Origin of the sequence: Paenibacillus chitinolyticus (assembly GCF_045038035.1) — a bacterium.
GTDB lineage: Bacteria > Bacillota > Bacilli > Paenibacillales > NBRC-103111 > Paenibacillus_F > Paenibacillus_F chitinolyticus_A.
Genome location: NZ_CP173427.1, coordinates 3,482,899 through 3,501,459 on the forward strand (window position 1 = coordinate 3,482,899; position 18,561 = coordinate 3,501,459).

Here is an 18,561-nt window from a genome sequence, read left to right on the forward strand (position 1 = left end):
CGTTCATTCCGTGTAAAGCTCCGGCAGATTTGCAAAAAAATCTTGTACATTCATAGCCGACCCACCGAACATTACCAAGTAAAGAACCATACAGTAGAATCCTCTCCGCTTTTAAAAAGGCCCGCCTTTAAACGGAAATTACTGTTATTCGCCGTTAGGAACAAAATTCCTTTTTAAGGCCGATCTTCCAGAGCACAGATTTAGAAATCTTTATATTAGGACGGCTGCTCCTGTCTCTATACTAAGAAATCCATCCTTTCGAAAGTAGTCTCCCTGCTGCTGTACTCCGCAGTCTGCCTCATCGTTGCCACGTTCCGGACAGTTGTCATGAAGAAAGCGAAAGAGGATGCCGTTACCCGAATACGGTAGTCATTCTGCTTCTTGTGCACTGCTCACCGCCATCGGCCTATCGCAAAGTTATAATCAAATTCTAATTCCGGAAGCAAATGATGGAACCCGAATAGCCGCCGAGACGGCCTTTTGGATCATTGGAGAAGGAAATCGGGTCTCCGGCGCGTTCTAAGCAAATCTTCGTAAAAAAGCGGCGCAAACCGGACGAAATTCGCGACCGGCTGAATATCGAAAAGGCGCATACCTGAGTGGTATGCGCCTTTCCGGGTTTAAACCGGCGCGCGTGCCGCGGAGCCGTGAATGCGCAGATGCGCCTAGTTCACGAAACCGGCTGTCTGCAGCAGCCGTTTCAGCACGGCCGCGCCTTCCGCACGGGTAGCCGTGCCGCCGGGCGCGAAGCGTCCGTCCCCGCGTCCGTCCAGCAGGCCGGCTTCCACCGCCTGCGAGACGGCGGCGGCCGCCCAGCCGGAGATTTCGCCCCTGTCCGCGAAGAGCGCCAGCGCACCGGCAGCGGAGTTCTCCTCCGTCCGGATACCGGCCAGCTTCACGGCGCGCATGAGCATCACGCTCATCTGTTCGCGTGTCAGCGCCTCTCCGGGTCGGAACTCCCCGGTTTCGAAACCGTCCGCGAGCCGGGCCTGAACGGCCGCGCCGACGGCGCCGGCATACCACGCGTCACCGGGGATGTCGGTGAAGTCCGCCGCGGCCGGCGCCGGATCGAGCGCGAGGGCCCGCGTCAGCAGAGCCGCGAACTGCGCCCGCGTCAGCGCTTCGTCCGGCGAGAAGCCGCCGGCGCCCATGCCGTCGACGATGCGCTTCGCGGCCAGCAGCTCGACATCCTTGCGCGACCAATGGGACGCAAGGTCGGGGAAGCTGACCTCGGAGGCGACCACCGCGTAGGTCCCCCCGCTTCTGTCACGGATAACGGCCCGCTGCGCGCCCCCGGACGATTCGAAGCGGGACGGCACGAAGCGGAACACTCCGGCGGCCGGGTCCAGCTCCACCGCCGTGGCGCGGTCAGGGTCGACCGCTCCCGGCAAGTTTACGGTTCTTCGGACGTAGCTTCCGAAGCCGCCGATGTCCTTTGTTTCGCCTCCGGTTTTCAGCGAAACACGGAAAGCAACCGGCATGCCGTGTACCTGCATGCCTTCTTTCGCCGCCCGGGCGGCAAGGTCCGCGGTCTCGTCCGCTGCCGTCCGCCCGATCTGCACAAGCAGATCGAAGCTGCCGTCCGCGGGAAGATCCGCTTCCAGAAGGCCGGCCGGAAGCTCGATTGCGCCGAGGTGCGAGGTTACGCTAAGAATCGCGCCCGGCGAACCGGCAACCGCTTTGCGGAGCGCCGTTCCCGGCAGCGATACGATTCCCGCCGGCTCTTCGCCGGGGATCTCGTAGGAAAGGACGGGGGCCGCCTTTCCTTGCAGCGCCGCGATTTCCGCCTCCATTACACCGGCATCCGCCGAAACGAGCGTCAAGTTCCGCCCGTCGGAACCTGTCGTCTCCGTCACCGACGTGCGCTCCGGTCCGGACGGGGCGGTTCCGCCTCCTCCGGCAGAGCCGCCCCCGGAACCGGAGCCTGTGCCGGAGCCCGTGTCCGATCCGCCTCCGGTGCTCCCGGAGGTAACGCTCACCCGGGCCGTAACGGTATGGCCCTCATAGGTCGCCTGAACGGTGCCGCTCCCTTCCCGCAAAGCGGTGATCCGCCCGGTAGCATCCACGGAGACAACGGCCGGGTCGAGGGAAGCATAAGCCGCCTGTCCCGTCACGTCCGTGCTGGAACTGCTGTATTCCGCGGTGACAGCCAGCCGGAGACTCTCGCCCTTGTTCATGCTGTAGGTGCCGCGGTCCAGTTTCAATGCTTTTACCGCTGCTTCGTCCCCGATGATCGTGACGGTCTTCTCGTTCGTCTTGAAGCCGTCCACCCGGACGATGATGACGACCGGATTCGCCCCCGAACGGATGACGGTATCCGCTTGGAACGTGCCGTCTTCCCGAAGCGCCGCTTCCTGCCCGTTTACGGTAACGGAGGCCTTACCCGGCCCCAGTACGTCCACCTTCCCCCGGAAGGTCACACTGTCGGCGGAGGTTCTGAGTCCTTCGTACGCAAGGAAGCCGCTGAGAGCCGCCGCTCTTACGGAGTCACCGGTCTCGTAAGCATTCGCGACGAGCTGCCGCTTGGTGCGGATCCCGGAAGCGTCAAGCGTCGAGACGACGAAGCCGCCTTTCGGGATGACGCTGTTGGTTTCGTCCGGCTTGCCCCAGTTCCACGTCATGGCCTGGGTTTTGTTCGGCACGGACGTCACCTTTCCGGAGCCGTCCACGACCGCCTCCACGCCGAAACGGCTGTTGCCGGTCGAATAGCCGAAGGTATCCGTGAGCACGCCGATATTATTTTCGATCAGATTGGTGTTGTAGTAGCTTCCCTCTAGGAACGAATCGGGCGAGTCCGGAAGGGAAATGCCGAGCTGATAGTCTCTCACGTAAACGAGGTTGCGCAGGGCCGCGCCGGCTACCGGCCAGTTCACCTGAGACGCGTCGAAAAGCATAAGCCCGTGCGTATTTACCAGACCCGCCTGGAAAACGTCCCGCTGCAGAGCCGGTTCCTGCACATTCGTGAGGGCGATGCCGGCATAGAGCGGCACTTCCCCGTTCGTTACGATATTGCCGAGTGTAATGTAATGCTCGATTTCGGGAGCGGTCGTCTGATAGGCGCCGATCATAATGAAATCGAGATTTTTGACGTAACCGCTTTCATAGTAACCCGGCGTGTATATGGACTCGTCTTTCATCCGCAGGCGCTCGTCGTAGCGGAATTCCGTGCTGCCCCAGTGTACCCCGTTCAGGTAATACGATTCGAACCAGGAGCCCACATAGGCGGATACTTCGATTTTTTTGCCTTTTTGCGCTTTAACCCGGTCGGTCAGCTGTCTTACTTCGGAAGTAAAGCTTTTGATCGTTTTCGACCGGAATTCCCACCAGTCCCGGATAAGCGGACCGTCTTTGCGCACGTTACCCGCGTACGTGAATACGTCGTCCGGCCAGTTTTGAAGCTGTTTGCCGCGCGCGCCGAGGAACGATTCGAACTTGGCTTTCGTCAAATCGCTGAAATCCGCGCTTTCGTTGTCATACCGGGCACGGTCCAGTACAACGCCGTCCACGTCGTAATTTTGCAGCACTTCCTCGATCGTTTTCAGCTGGAAGTCGCGCACTTCGTCGTTGGACGGGTTCACGAAAGCGACGGCGCCCTGCTTGGCCGACTCGCGGAGGCGTTTGATCTGCCCGTTGTCCGCCGCGTTGTACACACGCTCTTCCCAGTCGAGATGGCTGTCCAGCAGAGCGAATTCGTTGCTGGCTATGGACCCTTCCGCGAAAATATTGAATGAGACGTGGATGTCAAGCCCAAGCTCCCGGCTGTAACGGATAAATTCCTGGAGCAGATCGAGGTCCGGATTGGAGCCCGCTTTTTCAGGCGCTTTAATGGCGCTTACGTACGGACGGCCGGTCAGCGTGCTTTTCTTGTACGAAACGTACCCCTCCACTCCTTTTACGTCAAAAACAACGGAAGTCACGCCGTTCTCTTTCGCAGTCCGCAAAAAATTCGCCACATTGTCGCCGGTTTGGAACTTCCTTGCGTTCGCGGCCTGATCGACCCACAGGATCACCTTCTTCCCGGTCGAAAAGCCCGGACGGCTGTATACCACGAGATCTTTGGAGTCCTGCTCCTTGCCTTCTTTCGTAACGACAAGATCGAGGTAATTGATGCCTTCGGCAAGCGTGTACGAAGTCTTGAACTTTCCGTCCGGACCGAACGGAAGCGGGGTTCCGTTCACCGTTAACGCGATTTTGGAAGGATCGTCCATATTCGTAATCGTTCCGGAAAGCTCGGTGGACGGCTTCGTCTCCGTATACATCGCGTAATTGTCGAGCGTCAGCCGGGCAATCGGCCCTCCCGTTCCCATCAGATCCTTGACCGGGACCGCGAAGCCGTTCTTCCGGAGTTTGATCGCATCTCCGACTTTGAAATACGTCGCCAAATATTTCTTGATGTTTTTGCCGGCGTAGCTCGTATCCTGCGCGACCAGCACATAGCCTCCGGGCGGTATTTCCAGGTCCGTGGGACCGGTCCAGGCCGGCGTTTTGCCGTCTATGGATGGGTTGACGACCTTCGTCACTTTGCTCCCCGCATCCACCTGCACCGCAACGTTAAACTGGGGAACGGTAATCTGCGGTCCCCAATCGTTCGTGAAGAGCGCCACGGTGTCGTCGATTCCGGCGATATCCTGGTCCACGTAGCCGATCGCGTGGCGCGGTCCTTCGATGCTGATCGTAATGTCGATCGGCGCCGCCTCGACTTCAATCAGGTCAGCCGGCTGCTGTGCGTCGTTATACGTAACCGTTACTGTGGACGAAACGATCTCCCGGCCGTCTTTCAGCAGCTTGACGGATATGGCGTTCGTCCCCGCAGTCAGCCCGACCGCACTCTGGAAAGCTCCGTCCGCCTTTAGCGCGGCTTCCGTCCCGTTCACGGTCAAGGAGATTCCCTGTCCGCTGCCGTAACGGACCACCTGTCCCGATACCGTAAAATCAGGCGATGTAACCGTTGTGCCGGATGCCGTCACGAGATTCAGGCCCGGGTCCGGGTTCAGAAAATCACCTGCGTGCACAACTTGTCCTCCTTTATGTAAAGACACGGTGTCTCCGGTTTTGTAATGCTCGAAAAGCGGTTTCCGGGTTACGGACGTACCCCAGGAGGAATCGTTGGCGAGAAGTACGTATCCGCCCTCCGGTATGGGCAGGTTCTGGTTCTCCTCCCACGTGGAGCCCGTAGGCGGTACAGCCGTCGGCCCGATGACGCGGATCACCTGATCGTGCTTATCCACGGCAATTGCCGTGTTCGTCTTCTTGACGAATACTTTATCGGTCTCCTGCGAATTCGTCACCTGGGCTCCGCTCGTAAACAAGGCCACATAGTTCGTCTTCTGGGGCGGGGCATCGACATTGACGTTGATGTGCCCGACCGGAAGCCGGAACGTACCGTCCCGCGACAGGACGTACACGTCGTCCGTCACACCGGCGGCTTGGGGCTGAACTCCCCCGCTCTCTTGCCCCAGGCTTTGAGCCGAGGCTTTTCCCCATGCGGGAGTAAGCAAAGAAATCACCAAAGCGATAATCATCATCCCATTCCACTTGCGCAGCAAGCTTTTCATGGCGGCTCCCTTCTTTCTGTCAAAGTGTAGAGTCGATCCCGGCCGGAGCCGGTGAAAAAAACGGCAGCCGCTCGTAAGCCGCTGCCGGATGTGAATGATTCTGGATGTGTGTTATTTTTTGGCGTTTTTAAACCACTCGTTGGCCGCTTTGGTCATCGCCTCGCCGCCGTCGGCCTTCCACTTGGTCAGGAACTGGTCGTAATTGGCCAGCGGGTCAGAGCCGCTGATGAATTTCAGCATGCTGTCGGTCTGGAACTTGTCGAGCTTCTGCTTGTTCTTGGAAATGTCCGCAATCGGCGGCGCTTTCGCAAGCGGGTCGGTAACTATGATGCCCTGGGCGTTTTTGTTGATCTCCTCGAAGAACGCCTGCAGAACGGGATCTTTACGTACACGGGCCTGCCAGTAGTCCGGATATTTCTTGTAATCCACACCTGTCAAGAAACCGCTTCCGTTATTAAGCTCGTCATTGAACTTCGGCAGGATCGGGTAGTATTTGCCGTCTTTGATCTCATGGTGTTCGCCCTGCTTGCCGATGGCGATCTCGATGAAATTATCCGGTTTCAGCTTCAGATCCAGGAATTTCACGGCATCTTCTTTATGCTTGGATACTTTCGGAATGGTGACAAACCAGGTCGTATTCGCTTTGACGAACGTGGACGCTTTGCCGGATTTGTCTTTCAGGTAAGGAATAATGGCCGTTTTTGCGTTAGGATCGTTCTTCTTAAGCGCTTTCTCCGTCGTTCCCGCGTTCCAGTAAGCCTGTTTGAAAATGGCCGCTTTGCCGCTGGAAAATTTCTCGATCGCTTTGGCGCTCGTATTGATCGGCATTTCCTGATCGATCAGGCCTTCTTTGTACAGCTTGTTCATGTAAGTCAGGAATTCTTTCATCGCCGGTGTCTCCACCTGATGGACGAGCGCTCCGTTCTGGTTCACCCAGTCCGCGGTAACGCCGAAGGCGGCGCCGATATCGCCGATAATGGATTCCTTCGCGTCTTTGGAACCGGTAAGCGGTGCGATGTTTTTCTTTTCCTTGATCGTTTTCAGCACCGTATACAGCTCGTCCGTGTTCGTAGGCGTTTTCAGACCAAGCTCATCCATCCAATCCTGGCGGACAACCAGTTCTTCCCCGACCGCAAGACCGGAGCCGGTTTCCGGAATGGCGTAGATTTTGCCGTTTACTTTGGCACTTTCCCACGCAGCCGGGTCGATGGCCGCTTTAATGTTCGGGCCGTATTTTTCCAGCAGGTCGTCGAGCGGCTCCAGGGCACCCGATGTAGCCAGCTTCTCGAATTGAGGCGCGCTCAGCTTCATCACGTCGTATTCTTCTTTGTTCGCCATCAGCAGGTTCAGCTTCTCATCCGGATTTTCCGCCGGAAGCATCTCGTAATTGACCGTATAGCCCGTTTTCTCCGAAATCGTTTTGGCAGTGAATTCTTTGTTCGGATCGAAATTTCCATACTGCATAAGCTGGCGCAGGGCCGGCTTGGCTCCTCCTGCCGGTGCCGGCGAAGTACCGCCGGTCTGGGTCTCTTTTCCTCCGCCGCATGCCGCCGTCGTGACGCCGAGCGCCGCGACCGTGAGCAGAAGCGCTGCTTTTTTTAACATAGATGTAAACCTCCCTTTTAGTTGAACAACAAGACCGAGCCGAGTTTCGCAAGCCTCAAAAGAAGGGCCTCACCGCCTTTCAGGATGAAGGTGCCTGTCAGCCTTTGACGGAGCCGACCAGAACCCCTTTTACGAAATATTTCTGCAAAAACGGATAAACGAGCAGGATCGGTAGCGTCGCCAGCAGGATCGAAGCGGCCTGGATCGACTGGGGCGTTGTATTCATCGAAGAATCCAAATTGTTGTTCCGGAGGAAATCCCCGGTGGACGAAATGAGCAGTTCCTTCAGAAACAGCTGCATCGGCTTCAGACTCGGATTCGTAATGTAAATCATGGCGGCAAAATAATCGTTCCAGAAATAAACCGCGAAGAAGAGCGCAATCGTAGCCAGAACCGGCAGAGAAAGCGGAAGCATGATGCTGAACAAAATGCGCAGGTTGCTGGCCCCGTCCATTTTCGCCGATTCCTCGAGGCTTTCGGGCAGCCCTTCGAAATAGTTTTTGATGATGAGCATGTTATACACGTTCACCATGGCCGGCAGGAAAAGAGCGGGCAGCGTGTTGACCAGATTCAGGTTCTGCATGAGCAGGTACATCGGAATGAGCCCGCCGCTGAACAGCATCGTGAAGATGAACACCAGCAGCAGCCATTTCCGGCCCCGCAGCCTCGGTTTCGAAAGCGGATACGCCGTAATCGTGGTCAGAAAAAGACTGAGCAGGGTGCCCACGACCGTAATCAGGATGGATATTTTAAACGAATTCAGGAACATCTGATCCTGCAGCACATAGGCATAGGTGCTTAGCTGAAAGCCGACCGGAAACAGACTGACCTGGCCGGATATGACTGCGGATTCATCGCTCAGCGATTTGGAGATCAGGTTCAGGAACGGCAGCAGCGTCGCCAGTCCGAACAGGATAAATAAGGTGTAATTGATTAGATGGAACAGCTTCTCGGACCAGGTAGTCCGGGGTCTTCTGCGTTTGTGCGGCTTTACGGCAGGCAGGGCTGCGTCTGTATTCATATGCGTCTCTTCCTCTCTACCAAATTCCGCGCTGCAAATATCTGCGGCTCAAATAATTGCCGGTGATGACAAGCGAGAAGGCGATAACCGATTCGAAAAGTCCGACAGCGGTCGTAAAGCTGTAATCCTGGTTGCCCAGACCCATCCGGTACACGAACGTGCCGATCACGTCGGAGACGTTGTAAACGGTAGGGTTGTACATGACGAGAATTTGTTCCGTGCCCGCTTCGAGAACGGAGCCCAGACGGAGGATGAACATCAGGAGGATGGTCGGCAAAATTCCGGGCAGCGTGATGTGCCAGATCTGCTTGAGTCGTCCGGCGCCGTCCATTTTGGCGGCTTCGTACAGCTGAGGGTCGATCGTCGAAAAAGCGGCGAGGTAAACGATGATGCCCCATCCGGTTTCCTTCCAGCCGGCCGATGTGACAAGGACGCTGCGGAATACGCTGCTGTCCATGAAGAAAGCAATCTGCTCCAGCCCCAGGCTGATCAGCACTTTGTTGACGAGTCCTCCGTTCGTGGACAACAGGTCGATGAAAATTCCGCTGACGATGACCCAGGACAGAAAGTGCGGCAGGTAAATGACCGTTTGGATGGTGCGCTTGAACAGCATGTTTTTCATTTCGTTCATCAGAATGGCGACGACAATGGGAAGCGGAAACAAGATGACGATTTTCAGCAGAGAGATAATAAGCGTGTTGACGAAAACACCGCCGAACTCCTGCGAGGTAAACAGTTTTTTGAAATGCTCGAGTCCTACCCACGGGCTTGCCGCCATTCCGTCGAAAATATTGAAATCCTTGAACGCGATGACGAGGCCGTACATCGGCGTGTATTTAAAAAGTAAAACAAACAGGATACCCGGCACGAGCAGCAGATATAAATCCCAATCTTTGCGGATATCCGACCCCAATTGTCTGGAATAGCTTTGTTTCGACCGGGAGACGTTTACTTCAGAAGCAGGCTGTCTCATCGAATCCCCCCTTATGCGCTTTCGCTTTTGTATAGTACTAAGTGTAGAACCTGCGCGAAATCCGTAGTAGAGGACACTCATTACTATTTGTGGTACTTTCATGGCGGGCTGATGCTTCCCAAGCCGTTAGAGGCCGGCAAAACAGGCAAACAAAAAAAAAGGCCGTCCGGGCGAAACCCGGCAACCTTTTTCAATTTAAATGCTTATATAAAAGCGTGAATCAGAAACAATACGGCAAACGCCAGTCCCGAACCCAGATGCCAGGAACGGTCCAGCTTCTTATAGCGGAACAACCCGGAAACCGGGACAGGCAGCAGAGCGGCAAGCGCCAAAAGTCCGCTGACGTTGTGAAAATCCCATACGAAACCGTACATGAAAACGGCAGCGATATGAAGAACGATCAGTCCGATCGCGATCAGAGCGGCCGGCGTATGCCATTTCCGGACAAAGCGGGATAAAGCGACTACGGCTTTTTTCAACGGGCTCAAGCGATCCGCGAGTTTTTTCCTCAGTATAAGAAGCAGAATATAGTTCGCCAGAACGAAGAAAAGAACAAGTCTCGCCAGCGAGCCGTAATTTTTAAAGATTTCTTTAAACCCGCGTGTATGGTAGCCGGACTGTTGGAGCAAGTACAGCATACCCGCCAGCACGAGAACAGCGGTGAGCAGCGCAGCGGCGTAGACCCGCTTTCGTTCCTTTGCGGGAATCAGCTCCTTCCGCGCCCGTTTTTTTCTATCCGTATGAAGGATTGTATTCATCTTCGGCAGCTCCCTATAGTACAACGTTTTCATCAAGATAACAGGGCCGGCTTAAACGAAGCTGAGCACAAGATTAAAGTTTGCTGAGAGTGCGAGTAAACAAGCGTCACCGAGGTTCCGCCTGCGCAGTTCCGACCGCTCCCCTGCGTGTTACGACTTCATTTCGCCCGGAGTGACCCCCCAGTATTTACGGAACACTTTCGTAAAATAGCTGACGTCCCGGTAGCCGACCAGCCTGGCCGCATCGTACACCTTGGCGCCTTCCAGCAGCGCCGCCTTGGCGCGGTCCATCTTCCGTTCCAGCACGTACGTAGAAAATGCGACACCCGTTTCCTGCTTAAACAAACGGCTCAAGTAGGAGGAATTGACATAGAGCCGGTCCGCCACGCTGTGGAGGGTGATGTCGCTGTCGATCTCCTTCTCGACTATGGACAGGATCGTTTTCACGACCCCGTGGCTCGTCGTTTTGCGCTGTTCCTGCAGATAGGCCGAGTAATGGAGCACCGAACGCTCCAGCCAGGCCCGGATCTGCTGTTTCGTGCTCAGCATCGTGACGTCCCGGTAGTACGGGTAATCGTCCTTCACGACTTCCTGCACGCTCCAGCCCTGCTTATGAATGAGCCGGATCATAAGGCTCGTCCAGTACATCAGCGCCTCGTGCATGCCCGCAGCGGTCTCCGTTCCTTCCATCGCCTGATCCCACAGCTCCGAGAGCGTATCCATGGCCTTGTCCTCGTCGCCGGTTTCGAGCGCGATCTCCAGCGTCTTCTCCAAGCCCGGAGAAAGCGGCACCGATGTGCCGGCCGCCGGCTTGTCCCGGTACGGAACCGCGATGTCGGCCCCGTACACGATGCGGTCCTGCAGCGCCTGGTACGCCTGCGCGTACAGCTTGCTGATCTCCGTGAGGCCGCCGGTCCCTCCGCTGATTCCCGCGCTGCAGGTGACCTTCAGGCATTCCTTGGCCTGGGAGAGCAGCTTCACGACCGCGGCATGCACGCGGAGCATCACGTCGTTGGGCGAATCGTCCGCCGGCATGGCGAAGAGCACCAGCGTGTACCCGCTTGCGTCCGTATTCACCCAGCACGAATGCGGCTGGAGAAATTCGCGGGCGACACACTGCAGCGAGAAGCGCAGCAGCGGCATATCCCCGCTCTTGTAGCGGGACTCGCCGGGGCCGAGCGGATCGACGTCGGCTACGGCTACGGCGTACTGCATGCTTTCGTCCAGATCAAGCAGATAGTCCCTGCTGATTTTGCGGATTTCCCAGAGGGCGTATTTGCCGCCGATCAGGTTTTGGAAAAACGCGCTCTGCAGCTGGGGCAGATGCTCCGACCACTTCTCCTGGAGCTCCGACTGGCTGTGCCAGCGCTCCAGCTCCTGCCGGAGCTGTTCGGCTGCGTTCAGAACCGCTTCCAGAATTTCGCCGTCTCCTGCGGGCTTAAGCAGGTACTGGGAAACGCCGGCTTCGATCGCTTTCTGGGCGAAGCCGAAATTATCGTGCCCGCTGAGAACTATCATCTTGACGAAGGCATCCTTCTCGCGGAGCTTGCGGGCCAGCGTAAGCCCGTCCATCTCCGGCATCTGGACATCGAGCAGCACGATGTCCGGCTTTTTCCGCTCGAACAGAAACAGCGCCTCCGTCCCGCTCGCCGCCTGGGCAATCACTTCGATCCCGTGGTCTTCCCACGGAATATTGTTTACGAGCGAAGTGCGCAAACGCACTTCATCTTCGACGATCATTACATTCATGTTCCCGTCTCCTCCTTGTAGTCGATCATGCTGTCCGCACCGGGACTGAAATCTTCTCTGCAGCGGACCAGCGGAAGCTTGAGCGCCGTGCAGGTGCCTCCGCCTTCTGCGCTGTCGATGCTCAGCTCCGCGCTTCCGCCGTAATACAGCTTGATCCGGGACACGACGTTCCTGAGTCCGAACAGGTCGTCCACGCCTTCCTCATCCAGCGAGTACAGCTTGCCCTTGCGCCTGTGGAGCCTGCCCAGCTCCTCCTGGATATAAGCCAGCCGCTCCCGGGGGATGCCGCTTCCGTTGTCCCTCACTTCCAGCACGAGAAACCCTTCCTCCAGCCGGGAGGAAACAACGAGGCGGCCGCCGTCTTCTTTTCCGTCCATACCGTGGAGGATAGCGTTCTCCACCAGCGGCTGGAGCAGCAGCTTGAGAAGCGGGACCGCTTTCGTCGCGTCTTCCATCCGGTACTGCACCTCGAAGTTTTCGAGAAACCGGATTTGCTGAATCCGAATATAGTAATGCAGGTGCGAGAAGCTTTCTTCCACCGAAAAAACTTCGCGCCCTTTATTCAGGCTGAGCCGGAAAAACCGCGACAAATTCAGAACCATTTCACTGATTTCGTCCGCCTCGTAGTTTTTGGCCGTCCAGTAGATGGAATCGAGCGTATTGTACAGAAAGTGGGGATTGATCTGGGACTGCAAAAATTTCAGCTCCGTCTTGGCCAGCCTCAGCTCCTGCTCGTAATGATCCTCGATCAGATGCTTCTGCTGCTGGGCCATCTGGTTGAACGCCTCCGTCAAATAACCGAATTCGTCCCTGCGCCTGTTTTCCAGCTGGATGCTCAGCTTGCCGCTGCCGAGCCGCTTGATTCCGTGCGACAGCTTTTGAAGCGGCGACGCGATGCCCGTGTACACGATCCATGAGATCCACAACGCCAGCAAAATACTGATCGTAATAATGCCGTACATATACAGCGTGACCTGCTCCGTTTTGCTGTACAGCTCGCTCTTCGGCTGAATCATCGTCAGCTTCCATTTGGACGTGTCGGATGAAATCGTGACCGACAGCATGTCCGGTTCGGAGGGCAGGTATTTGTCCCGGGTCTCCCCTTCCTGGCTGATCCCCGCGATCAGGTTGTTGTCCGCATTGGTCAAATAGATTTTAGTCTGCGGAGAAGGCAGCAGCGGCTTGATCAGGTTAAGCAGCCGCGTTTTGTTCAGCGTAATAAGCAGCAAATTCTGCTCCCGCTGAGGGTTGTACAAGTCCATGGAGCGGACCAGGGTCACGCTGTCCGACTGCATCAGGTCCCCGAAGGTCGTGCTTTCGTAAATGTTCTGGCCGGGCAGCATGTATAAAATGCCCGTGCCGATTTGGAGCGACATGCTGTGCATGAACGCCTGCCGGTTCTTATCCAGAAAGCGCGGGCCGTAATTCGTGGAAATCATCATGGTGGACGGGTAATGGTACACCGATATTTGGGCGGCAATGTGATTGATGGAGTTCATGTTGGACAACTGCTTCATCATTTGCGAAAAATCCACGACGGAACGCGGCGTCAGCGACGCGCCGTTGCGCGACAACGTGCCGATCAGCTCGGAGTCCGTCGAGATCAGCGTCGAGAGCTCCTCCACACTCTGGAGCGTCAGATCGATGTAGTCCATCGCCGAGTTCAGGGCCAGCCGCGACCTTTCCGCCGCCTGCTCGACGAGAATCTGCTTGGAACGCTCGTTGGCAAAGAGGCTCACGAGCACAAGGGGCAGCAGAATAAGCAGAAAGTAGCACGTCAGCCTGACCTGGATATTCCGCTGAAATTTGTTCAGCAGCCAGTGAAATGTTTTTCTCATCGCTCACCCTGCGGAATACCCTGCATTTTGTACCATTCGTTCACTTCCCGGGTCATGTCGTCCCCGCCTTCTTTCCTCCACCGGTCCACGGACGTTTCGAACGAGTCCAGAGGCTCGACACCCACAACGATACGGATGAAATGCTCCATGAGTTCTTTCCCCTTGGTGTTGTAATATTTGCTCATCGACGGAGTCGGCGAGCCGTAGAAGGCGTTCGGGATGAGGTGGCCTTCGATTCGTTTCAAATTGTCGTACAAATGAAAATCGCCCAGGGAATCGAGCCGCATTTTCGATATTTCCTTGTCTTGGATATCCGCCATCGCTTGGTAGATGCCCCGGTACAAATGCTTGTCGTGCTCTTCGAAGTTAGTGACCATCTTGCCGTTCTGCATCGACCAGATTTCGTTTTCGAAGCCCAGCTTGAGCGTCTTGTAGCCGTCGCCCGCGATGAAATTCAAATATCGGATAACTCCTTCCGGATTGGCGCTGCCCACCGGAATGACGTTGTACGAACGGATCAAGTTGGTCGCATAAACTCCGCTGTGCCCCTCCGGTCCCACCGGATACTCCAAGGGAATCCAGACCGCACGCGGATCTTTCTGCATATTGGCCGCTATCGGCCCCCGCGTATCGTACCAGGCGGCGGAGAACAAGCCGACCTTGCCGTTCTTGATTTTGTCCATCATGCTGGCGTTGCGGTTCAGGGGAAATTCCGGGTCGAGCAGGTTCTCCCGGTACAGTCTGTTCAGAAAAGCGAGTGCCTCTTTCGTCTCCGGCAGTGTACTGGTGTAAGCAAGCTCGCCGTAACGGTCCGCCCACTGATCGAGCTGTACGCCGAACGCGCCGAAGAAGGGTGCCGAACGGGCAAGAGACTCGCCGAATGTCAGCCCGATCGTATCGTTGAGCCCGTTGCCGTCCGGGTCGTCCAGCGTGAAGGCGCGGATGACCTTGTAGTAATCGTCCAGTGTGACGGGCGGAGCGAGACCGAGGCGGTCCAGCCAGTCTTTGCGCACATACATCAGTTCGAGCCCTTTCACTTCGTTCAAGCTCGGTATCGCGTAAATTTTGCCGTCAATGGTTACCTGGTCCCACGCTTCCTTCGGGATTTTCTCCTTCAGGTCTTTGCCGTAGCGGTCGATCAGCTCGTCCAGCGGCATCAGTTTGTTCTGTTTCGCGTTATCGTTCATCCATACCTTATCGGAATAATTAATAAGATCCGGCGTGTTGCCCGAGGCCATGATGACATTTAGCTTTTCGGGATACACATCCGACGGCGGCAGGGTCACCTTAATGTTCAGTCCGGTATTTGCTTCAATATAACGCAGATAAGGATTGTTATTCTCGTCCAGCCCCTGCGGAAAGCTCAGCCCGATCGTGTTCGTCACAATCGAGATGGAATCGGCGGGAGATGCGGAACCGGGCGGAATAAACCCGCCACCGGCCGCCTCCGGCGAACGTTCACAACCAGTGGAAGCGGCGGCCAGCGCCCCCAGGAGGAGCGAACTTCTCAGCAAAGCAAGCGGACGTAGCGGACGGAAGCCTAGGCGGCTCAATGTGCGCATACGCTGGCTCACTCGGCCCGTAAGCATCGGTTGAATACCCGGAGAAGTCCGTCCGCCATCCGTTTAAAGCCGAGATCGGTCGGGTGAATCCCGTCCACCGTACACTCGTCCCCGTCTTCGCCGAGCAGAGCCGATCCGTCAAAGAACGTGATGAACGAGTCGCCCTTCGCGATCCGGTCCTCTACGGTCTGCCGCTGTATGGCCCGCCGTTCGTCCAGTTTCTTGCGGACAGCCGGGTCGAACCTGGCGGCGGCGAACTCGATGCAGGAGAGAACGAGGATCGGAACTTCGGGGTGCTTTTCCCGGTACAAGTCGATAAAAACCGGCAGTGTGGCCCGGATGTTCTCCGGCTCGCCCGTGTTGGCCTCATAATCGAGGACCAGCAGAGCGGGATTCCCGATCTCGCGGATTGCCTCCGCTACTTCCGGCTCGCCTTTGCCGCTGCCCGAAAAACCGAGATTGATGAACTCCCGGTTTATTTGCCGGCTCAAAATGCCCGGATAGCTCATGCCCGGCCGGTTCGCGCACCCGCCCTGGGTGATCGAGGTACCGTAGATGATTATCCTGCCCGGACTTTCATAGGGGAGCGGTTCCTCTACAAGGGCATCCTCGTCCGTTCCGATCCAGACCTCCTCCACCCCTTGGTAGAGAGGGAAATTCAGCGTGATGTGCCGCATCCGCTTCTCCCCGAACTGGTAGAGCCGGGACGTGTACTCGCAGTCTCCCGGCTTAAAGGAAGCGGTTGCAACATAGCGCTGATTGCCCGGTTCCCCGATGTAGCAGTCGAACCCGCACTGACCCAGTGCCGTCATATGAGGCATGGCGGCATTGCCGCCGAGCCGGACGCGGACGGACAGCTGCGCCGTATCGGTAATAAAGCGGATCTGCCCGCCTGCCGTGCAATCCGCTAGCCGGTCGACCGCCTCCGGGAGCTTGCGGTCCGGGCGTACGGGCAGTCTCCGGTACCGGCCTTCCGTCTCCAGCCACGGAAACCCCGAAACCGTAAACGGAGCCCGGCGGGGATCATGCCACACGGCTGCCTCTTCGGCCATCGTGTCTGTTTGTAAGTTCCGGTCGTACCGGGCGATATCTATTTTTCCCGCTTGCTTCACTTCCACTTCCATCACTCCCCGTTTGGTTGAAAGGTCTTTCTTTAAACTTACCTTTGACTTTCCCAACGTGTAAAGAAGTTTTTGTAAATACCGTTCCGTCAAAGTTCCATTAAAAAATCCTTTCTCCGATTTCGGAAAAAGGATTGAATGATTTTTTGTTTCCGTGGAATCCGCTTTAAGCAATCAGCCTTTCGGCGGAAACGGATCGTTCCCGTAGCTGTTGGATTCCGAAATCTTGCCGTCCCGGTTGTGAATTTTGTGCTCCGTTTCTCTCTTCTTGGCTTCTTCACGGCCCCTTGCCTGCGCTTCTTCTTTGGTGTCGTGATGGCTGAATTTCTCTCCGTCCCGCTGATTGTCCCAGCCGCCTTCGGGACTCGGCGTCGTATGTACGGAAGCCGGTTCATGTTTGGACATCGGAATCCCCTCCTGTTTTTTATGATTTTACTTACCCTAACTTCCGGGTTGTTACTCACCGGGCCGCCCAAACAAACGAAACCCGGACAACCAAGCCCGGAAAACAAGTAGGCCGAAATTGCGGAAGCTTTTCCGTATCGGCACAAATCCGGACCAAGCAAGTTTTCCGCCGGGCGGGTCAGCGGATAAAGTCAAGCACCGGGTCCAGCGACTGTTTTTCTTCCGCTGCGATAAGATCCCCCGTCTTGTCCAGCCGTTCCTCGATCGTGTGCAGGGTAAAAAGCTTCGGGCTTACGCCGTGGCGGACTTCGTCCCAGGTCAAAGGCGTCGAAACGGTCGCTTCCACCCTGCCGCGGGGCGTGTAGGGAGCCGACAAGCTTTTGCCGGGAGCATGCTGGACGTAATCGATGTAGATCTTCTTCCCCCGCTCTTTGATCAGCCTTTCGACCGTGAACAGCCTGGGGTGCTTCTCGGCCAGATAGTTCCCCAGAAATTCTCCGACGGACCGGAGCTGATCGAACGTATACCCTTCGCGGATCGGAACGAAAATCTGAACCCCCGTCGCACCCGACGTTTTCGGAACCGAGCGTACGCCCATCCCTTGGAGCGTTTCACCGATGATCGCGACGGCTTCCATGAGCCTGGGCTCGTCTTCGAAACTCGGATCGATATCCAGCACCCATTCCGCGGGGTCTTCTCCCCCGATGTATTCGAACGAAGGATGAAATTCCAGCGCGGCCAGATTACCGAGCCAAAGCAGGGTGGACAAGGAATCCAGGTGGATATAATTAACGCCTCCGCGGGCAGCGGTTTTCACGAATTCAGGCAGCTTGGAGGGCGCGTTTTTCTGATAAAAAAACTTCCCCCCGACCCCGTCCGGATAACGGATCGTGGTCAGGTACCGGTCCCGGCAATAAGGAAGCAGGTACGGAGAAAGCGCGATCAGCTTCTGCAGGTAGATCACCTTCGTAATACCCGCTTCGGGCCAGAGGAGCTTCTCCGGGTTCGATACCGTAATTTCGTTTCCGTCGACCATAACGACTCCGGATTCGCTTGAACTTGGACTCATAACGTCATCCCTTCCAGCGCCAGCAGTTTGGGATGCCGCAGCAGGCCGCTTTCCGTCACCTCGCGTCCCGTAACAAGGATCGTCAGCGGCTGTTCCAGCCACAGCACTTCGGCGCTTCGCAATCCTTCGGGCGTCCCCATGAAATAATCTTCGATGATCCGCCCGGTCTTGAGGCCGCGGAGCTCGCGCTTTACCCGCTCGTTCAACCCGGACGAGACGCGGCCGAAATAACGGCCGTCGCGGCTCATCACGAGACTGGCCACCCGGCCTTCCTTGAGCAGAATGCCGACGGCCTGCACCTCGTGCCGGACGGCCCTTTTGCGCTTGAACCAGTCTCTGTGCTCTTTGCCCTCGCGGTAGGGACTCCCGGCACGTTTGGCAATGACGCCTTCCCATGCGTTAGCGGCGACCCACTCCCACAGCGTCCCGGCGTCGCCGTACAGATCGGTCCGGTAAAGAGGCGGCTTCCAGCCGGCCGCAAGCTCCTCCAGCCGCCTGAATCGTTCCTTGAAAGGAATGCCGCGAAGATCTTCCTCCCCGATCTGCAGCACATCGAAAAGCATGTAATGAACGGGTTCGCGGGCGACCGCACGCCGGATTAAAGCCGGATCGGTCAGTTTGTCCCGCTGCTGCATTTTCTGGAAGCTGGGCCGTCCGGTTGCGGGGTCCAAAATAACGGCCTCTCCGTCAAGGACGAAGGTCCCCGTCAACTTCTCCAGGGCTTCGATCAAGTCGGGATAGTTCCGGTTCTTTGATAACATTTTTTTGGAGAAAAGTTCCACTTTTCCGTTATCGACAAAAGCAAGAATCCGGAATCCGTCCCATTTGAGCTGGTACACCCATTCATCGCCTTCGGGAAGCGTATTCGTGAGGATCGGCGACATCGGCAGAAACGGCTGCATAAA

Annotated in this window: 12 protein-coding genes; all 12 read right to left on the bottom strand. The window is 56.7% G+C overall.

Features of this window, described 5'->3' with window-relative positions; translation table 11 throughout:
- Positions 1 to 665 precede the first annotated feature (665 nt).
- The 12 genes from ACI48J_RS15530 to ACI48J_RS15585 all read right to left on the bottom strand — a co-directional run bounded on the left by ACI48J_RS15530 (position 666) and on the right by ACI48J_RS15585 (position 18,558).
- The gene (locus ACI48J_RS15530) at positions 666 to 5,555 is read right to left on the bottom strand and encodes an S-layer homology domain-containing protein (protein ID WP_405079122.1); all 4,890 of its coding nucleotides are present in this window, start codon (positions 5,553 to 5,555) and stop codon (positions 666 to 668) included.
- A gap of 111 nt (positions 5,556 to 5,666) precedes the next feature.
- Positions 5,667 to 7,160, bottom strand: a complete 1,494-nt coding sequence (locus tag ACI48J_RS15535) for an extracellular solute-binding protein (RefSeq protein WP_405079123.1) — start codon at positions 7,158 to 7,160, stop codon at positions 5,667 to 5,669.
- 97 nt (positions 7,161 to 7,257) lie between these two features.
- On the bottom strand, positions 7,258 to 8,181 hold the full coding sequence (locus ACI48J_RS15540) for a carbohydrate ABC transporter permease (RefSeq protein ID WP_326052640.1): 924 nt from the start codon (positions 8,179 to 8,181) through the stop codon (positions 7,258 to 7,260).
- A gap of 16 nt (positions 8,182 to 8,197) precedes the next feature.
- Entirely contained in the window at positions 8,198 to 9,154 is a 957-nt protein-coding gene (locus ACI48J_RS15545; RefSeq protein WP_369995931.1) for an ABC transporter permease, read from the bottom strand.
- A 203-nt stretch (positions 9,155 to 9,357) separates the two neighbouring features.
- A complete protein-coding gene (locus ACI48J_RS15550) occupies positions 9,358 to 9,912 on the bottom strand; it encodes a hypothetical protein (RefSeq protein WP_405079124.1) in 555 nt (184 codons plus the stop codon).
- 150 nt (positions 9,913 to 10,062) lie between these two features.
- Positions 10,063 to 11,661: a response regulator gene (locus ACI48J_RS15555; protein WP_405079126.1), complete on the bottom strand. Its 1,599-nt coding sequence runs from the start codon at positions 11,659 to 11,661 to the stop codon at positions 10,063 to 10,065.
- Entirely contained in the window at positions 11,658 to 13,499 is a 1,842-nt protein-coding gene (locus ACI48J_RS15560) for a histidine kinase (RefSeq protein WP_326052647.1), read from the bottom strand. The genes ACI48J_RS15555 and ACI48J_RS15560 overlap by 4 nt, the downstream gene beginning before the upstream one ends.
- Positions 13,496 to 15,061 carry an extracellular solute-binding protein gene (locus ACI48J_RS15565; protein ID WP_405079128.1) on the bottom strand — a complete coding sequence of 522 codons (1,566 nt, stop codon included), beginning with the start codon at positions 15,059 to 15,061 and terminating at the stop codon, positions 13,496 to 13,498. Before ACI48J_RS15565 ends, ACI48J_RS15560 begins: the two co-directional genes overlap by 4 nt.
- A gap of 8 nt (positions 15,062 to 15,069) precedes the next feature.
- Positions 15,070 to 16,185, bottom strand: coding sequence for an SGNH/GDSL hydrolase family protein (locus ACI48J_RS15570; RefSeq protein ID WP_405079130.1), 1,116 nt, complete (start codon positions 16,183 to 16,185; stop codon positions 15,070 to 15,072).
- A gap of 171 nt (positions 16,186 to 16,356) precedes the next feature.
- Positions 16,357 to 16,587: a DUF2188 domain-containing protein gene (locus ACI48J_RS15575; RefSeq protein ID WP_103996032.1), complete on the bottom strand. Its 231-nt coding sequence runs from the start codon at positions 16,585 to 16,587 to the stop codon at positions 16,357 to 16,359.
- 178 nt (positions 16,588 to 16,765) lie between these two features.
- Positions 16,766 to 17,656 (bottom strand): non-homologous end-joining DNA ligase, encoded by an 891-nt coding sequence (gene ligD / locus ACI48J_RS15580; protein ID WP_405079132.1) that lies wholly within the window; start codon positions 17,654 to 17,656, stop codon positions 16,766 to 16,768.
- On the bottom strand, positions 17,653 to 18,558 hold the full coding sequence (locus tag ACI48J_RS15585; protein WP_405079133.1) for a DNA ligase: 906 nt from the start codon (positions 18,556 to 18,558) through the stop codon (positions 17,653 to 17,655). The genes ligD and ACI48J_RS15585 overlap by 4 nt, the downstream gene beginning before the upstream one ends.
- Positions 18,559 to 18,561 lie beyond the last annotated feature (3 nt).

Bases quoted from the DNA above. Each gene is read 5' to 3' on its own strand.
- ACI48J_RS15540 (WP_326052640.1), bottom strand. From the start codon at position 8,181: ATGAATACAGACGCAGCCCTGCCTGCCGTAAAGCCGCACAAACGCAGA.
- ACI48J_RS15560 (WP_326052647.1), bottom strand. From the start codon at position 13,499: ATGAGAAAAACATTTCACTGGCTGCTGAACAAATTTCAGCGGAATATC.
- ACI48J_RS15555 (WP_405079126.1), bottom strand. From the start codon at position 11,661: ATGAATGTAATGATCGTCGAAGATGAAGTGCGTTTGCGCACTTCGCTC.
- ACI48J_RS15535 (WP_405079123.1), bottom strand. From the start codon at position 7,160: ATGTTAAAAAAAGCAGCGCTTCTGCTCACGGTCGCGGCGCTCGGCGTC.
- ligD (WP_405079132.1), bottom strand. From the start codon at position 17,656: ATGAGTCCAAGTTCAAGCGAATCCGGAGTCGTTATGGTCGACGGAAAC.
- ACI48J_RS15585 (WP_405079133.1), bottom strand. From the start codon at position 18,558: ATGCAGCCGTTTCTGCCGATGTCGCCGATCCTCACGAATACGCTTCCC.
- ACI48J_RS15530 (WP_405079122.1), bottom strand. From the start codon at position 5,555: ATGAAAAGCTTGCTGCGCAAGTGGAATGGGATGATGATTATCGCTTTG.
- ACI48J_RS15570 (WP_405079130.1), bottom strand. From the start codon at position 16,185: ATGGAAGTGGAAGTGAAGCAAGCGGGAAAAATAGATATCGCCCGGTAC.
- ACI48J_RS15575 (WP_103996032.1), bottom strand. From the start codon at position 16,587: ATGTCCAAACATGAACCGGCTTCCGTACATACGACGCCGAGTCCCGAA.
- ACI48J_RS15565 (WP_405079128.1), bottom strand. From the start codon at position 15,061: ATGCGCACATTGAGCCGCCTAGGCTTCCGTCCGCTACGTCCGCTTGCT.
- ACI48J_RS15545 (WP_369995931.1), bottom strand. From the start codon at position 9,154: ATGAGACAGCCTGCTTCTGAAGTAAACGTCTCCCGGTCGAAACAAAGC.
- ACI48J_RS15550 (WP_405079124.1), bottom strand. From the start codon at position 9,912: ATGAATACAATCCTTCATACGGATAGAAAAAAACGGGCGCGGAAGGAG.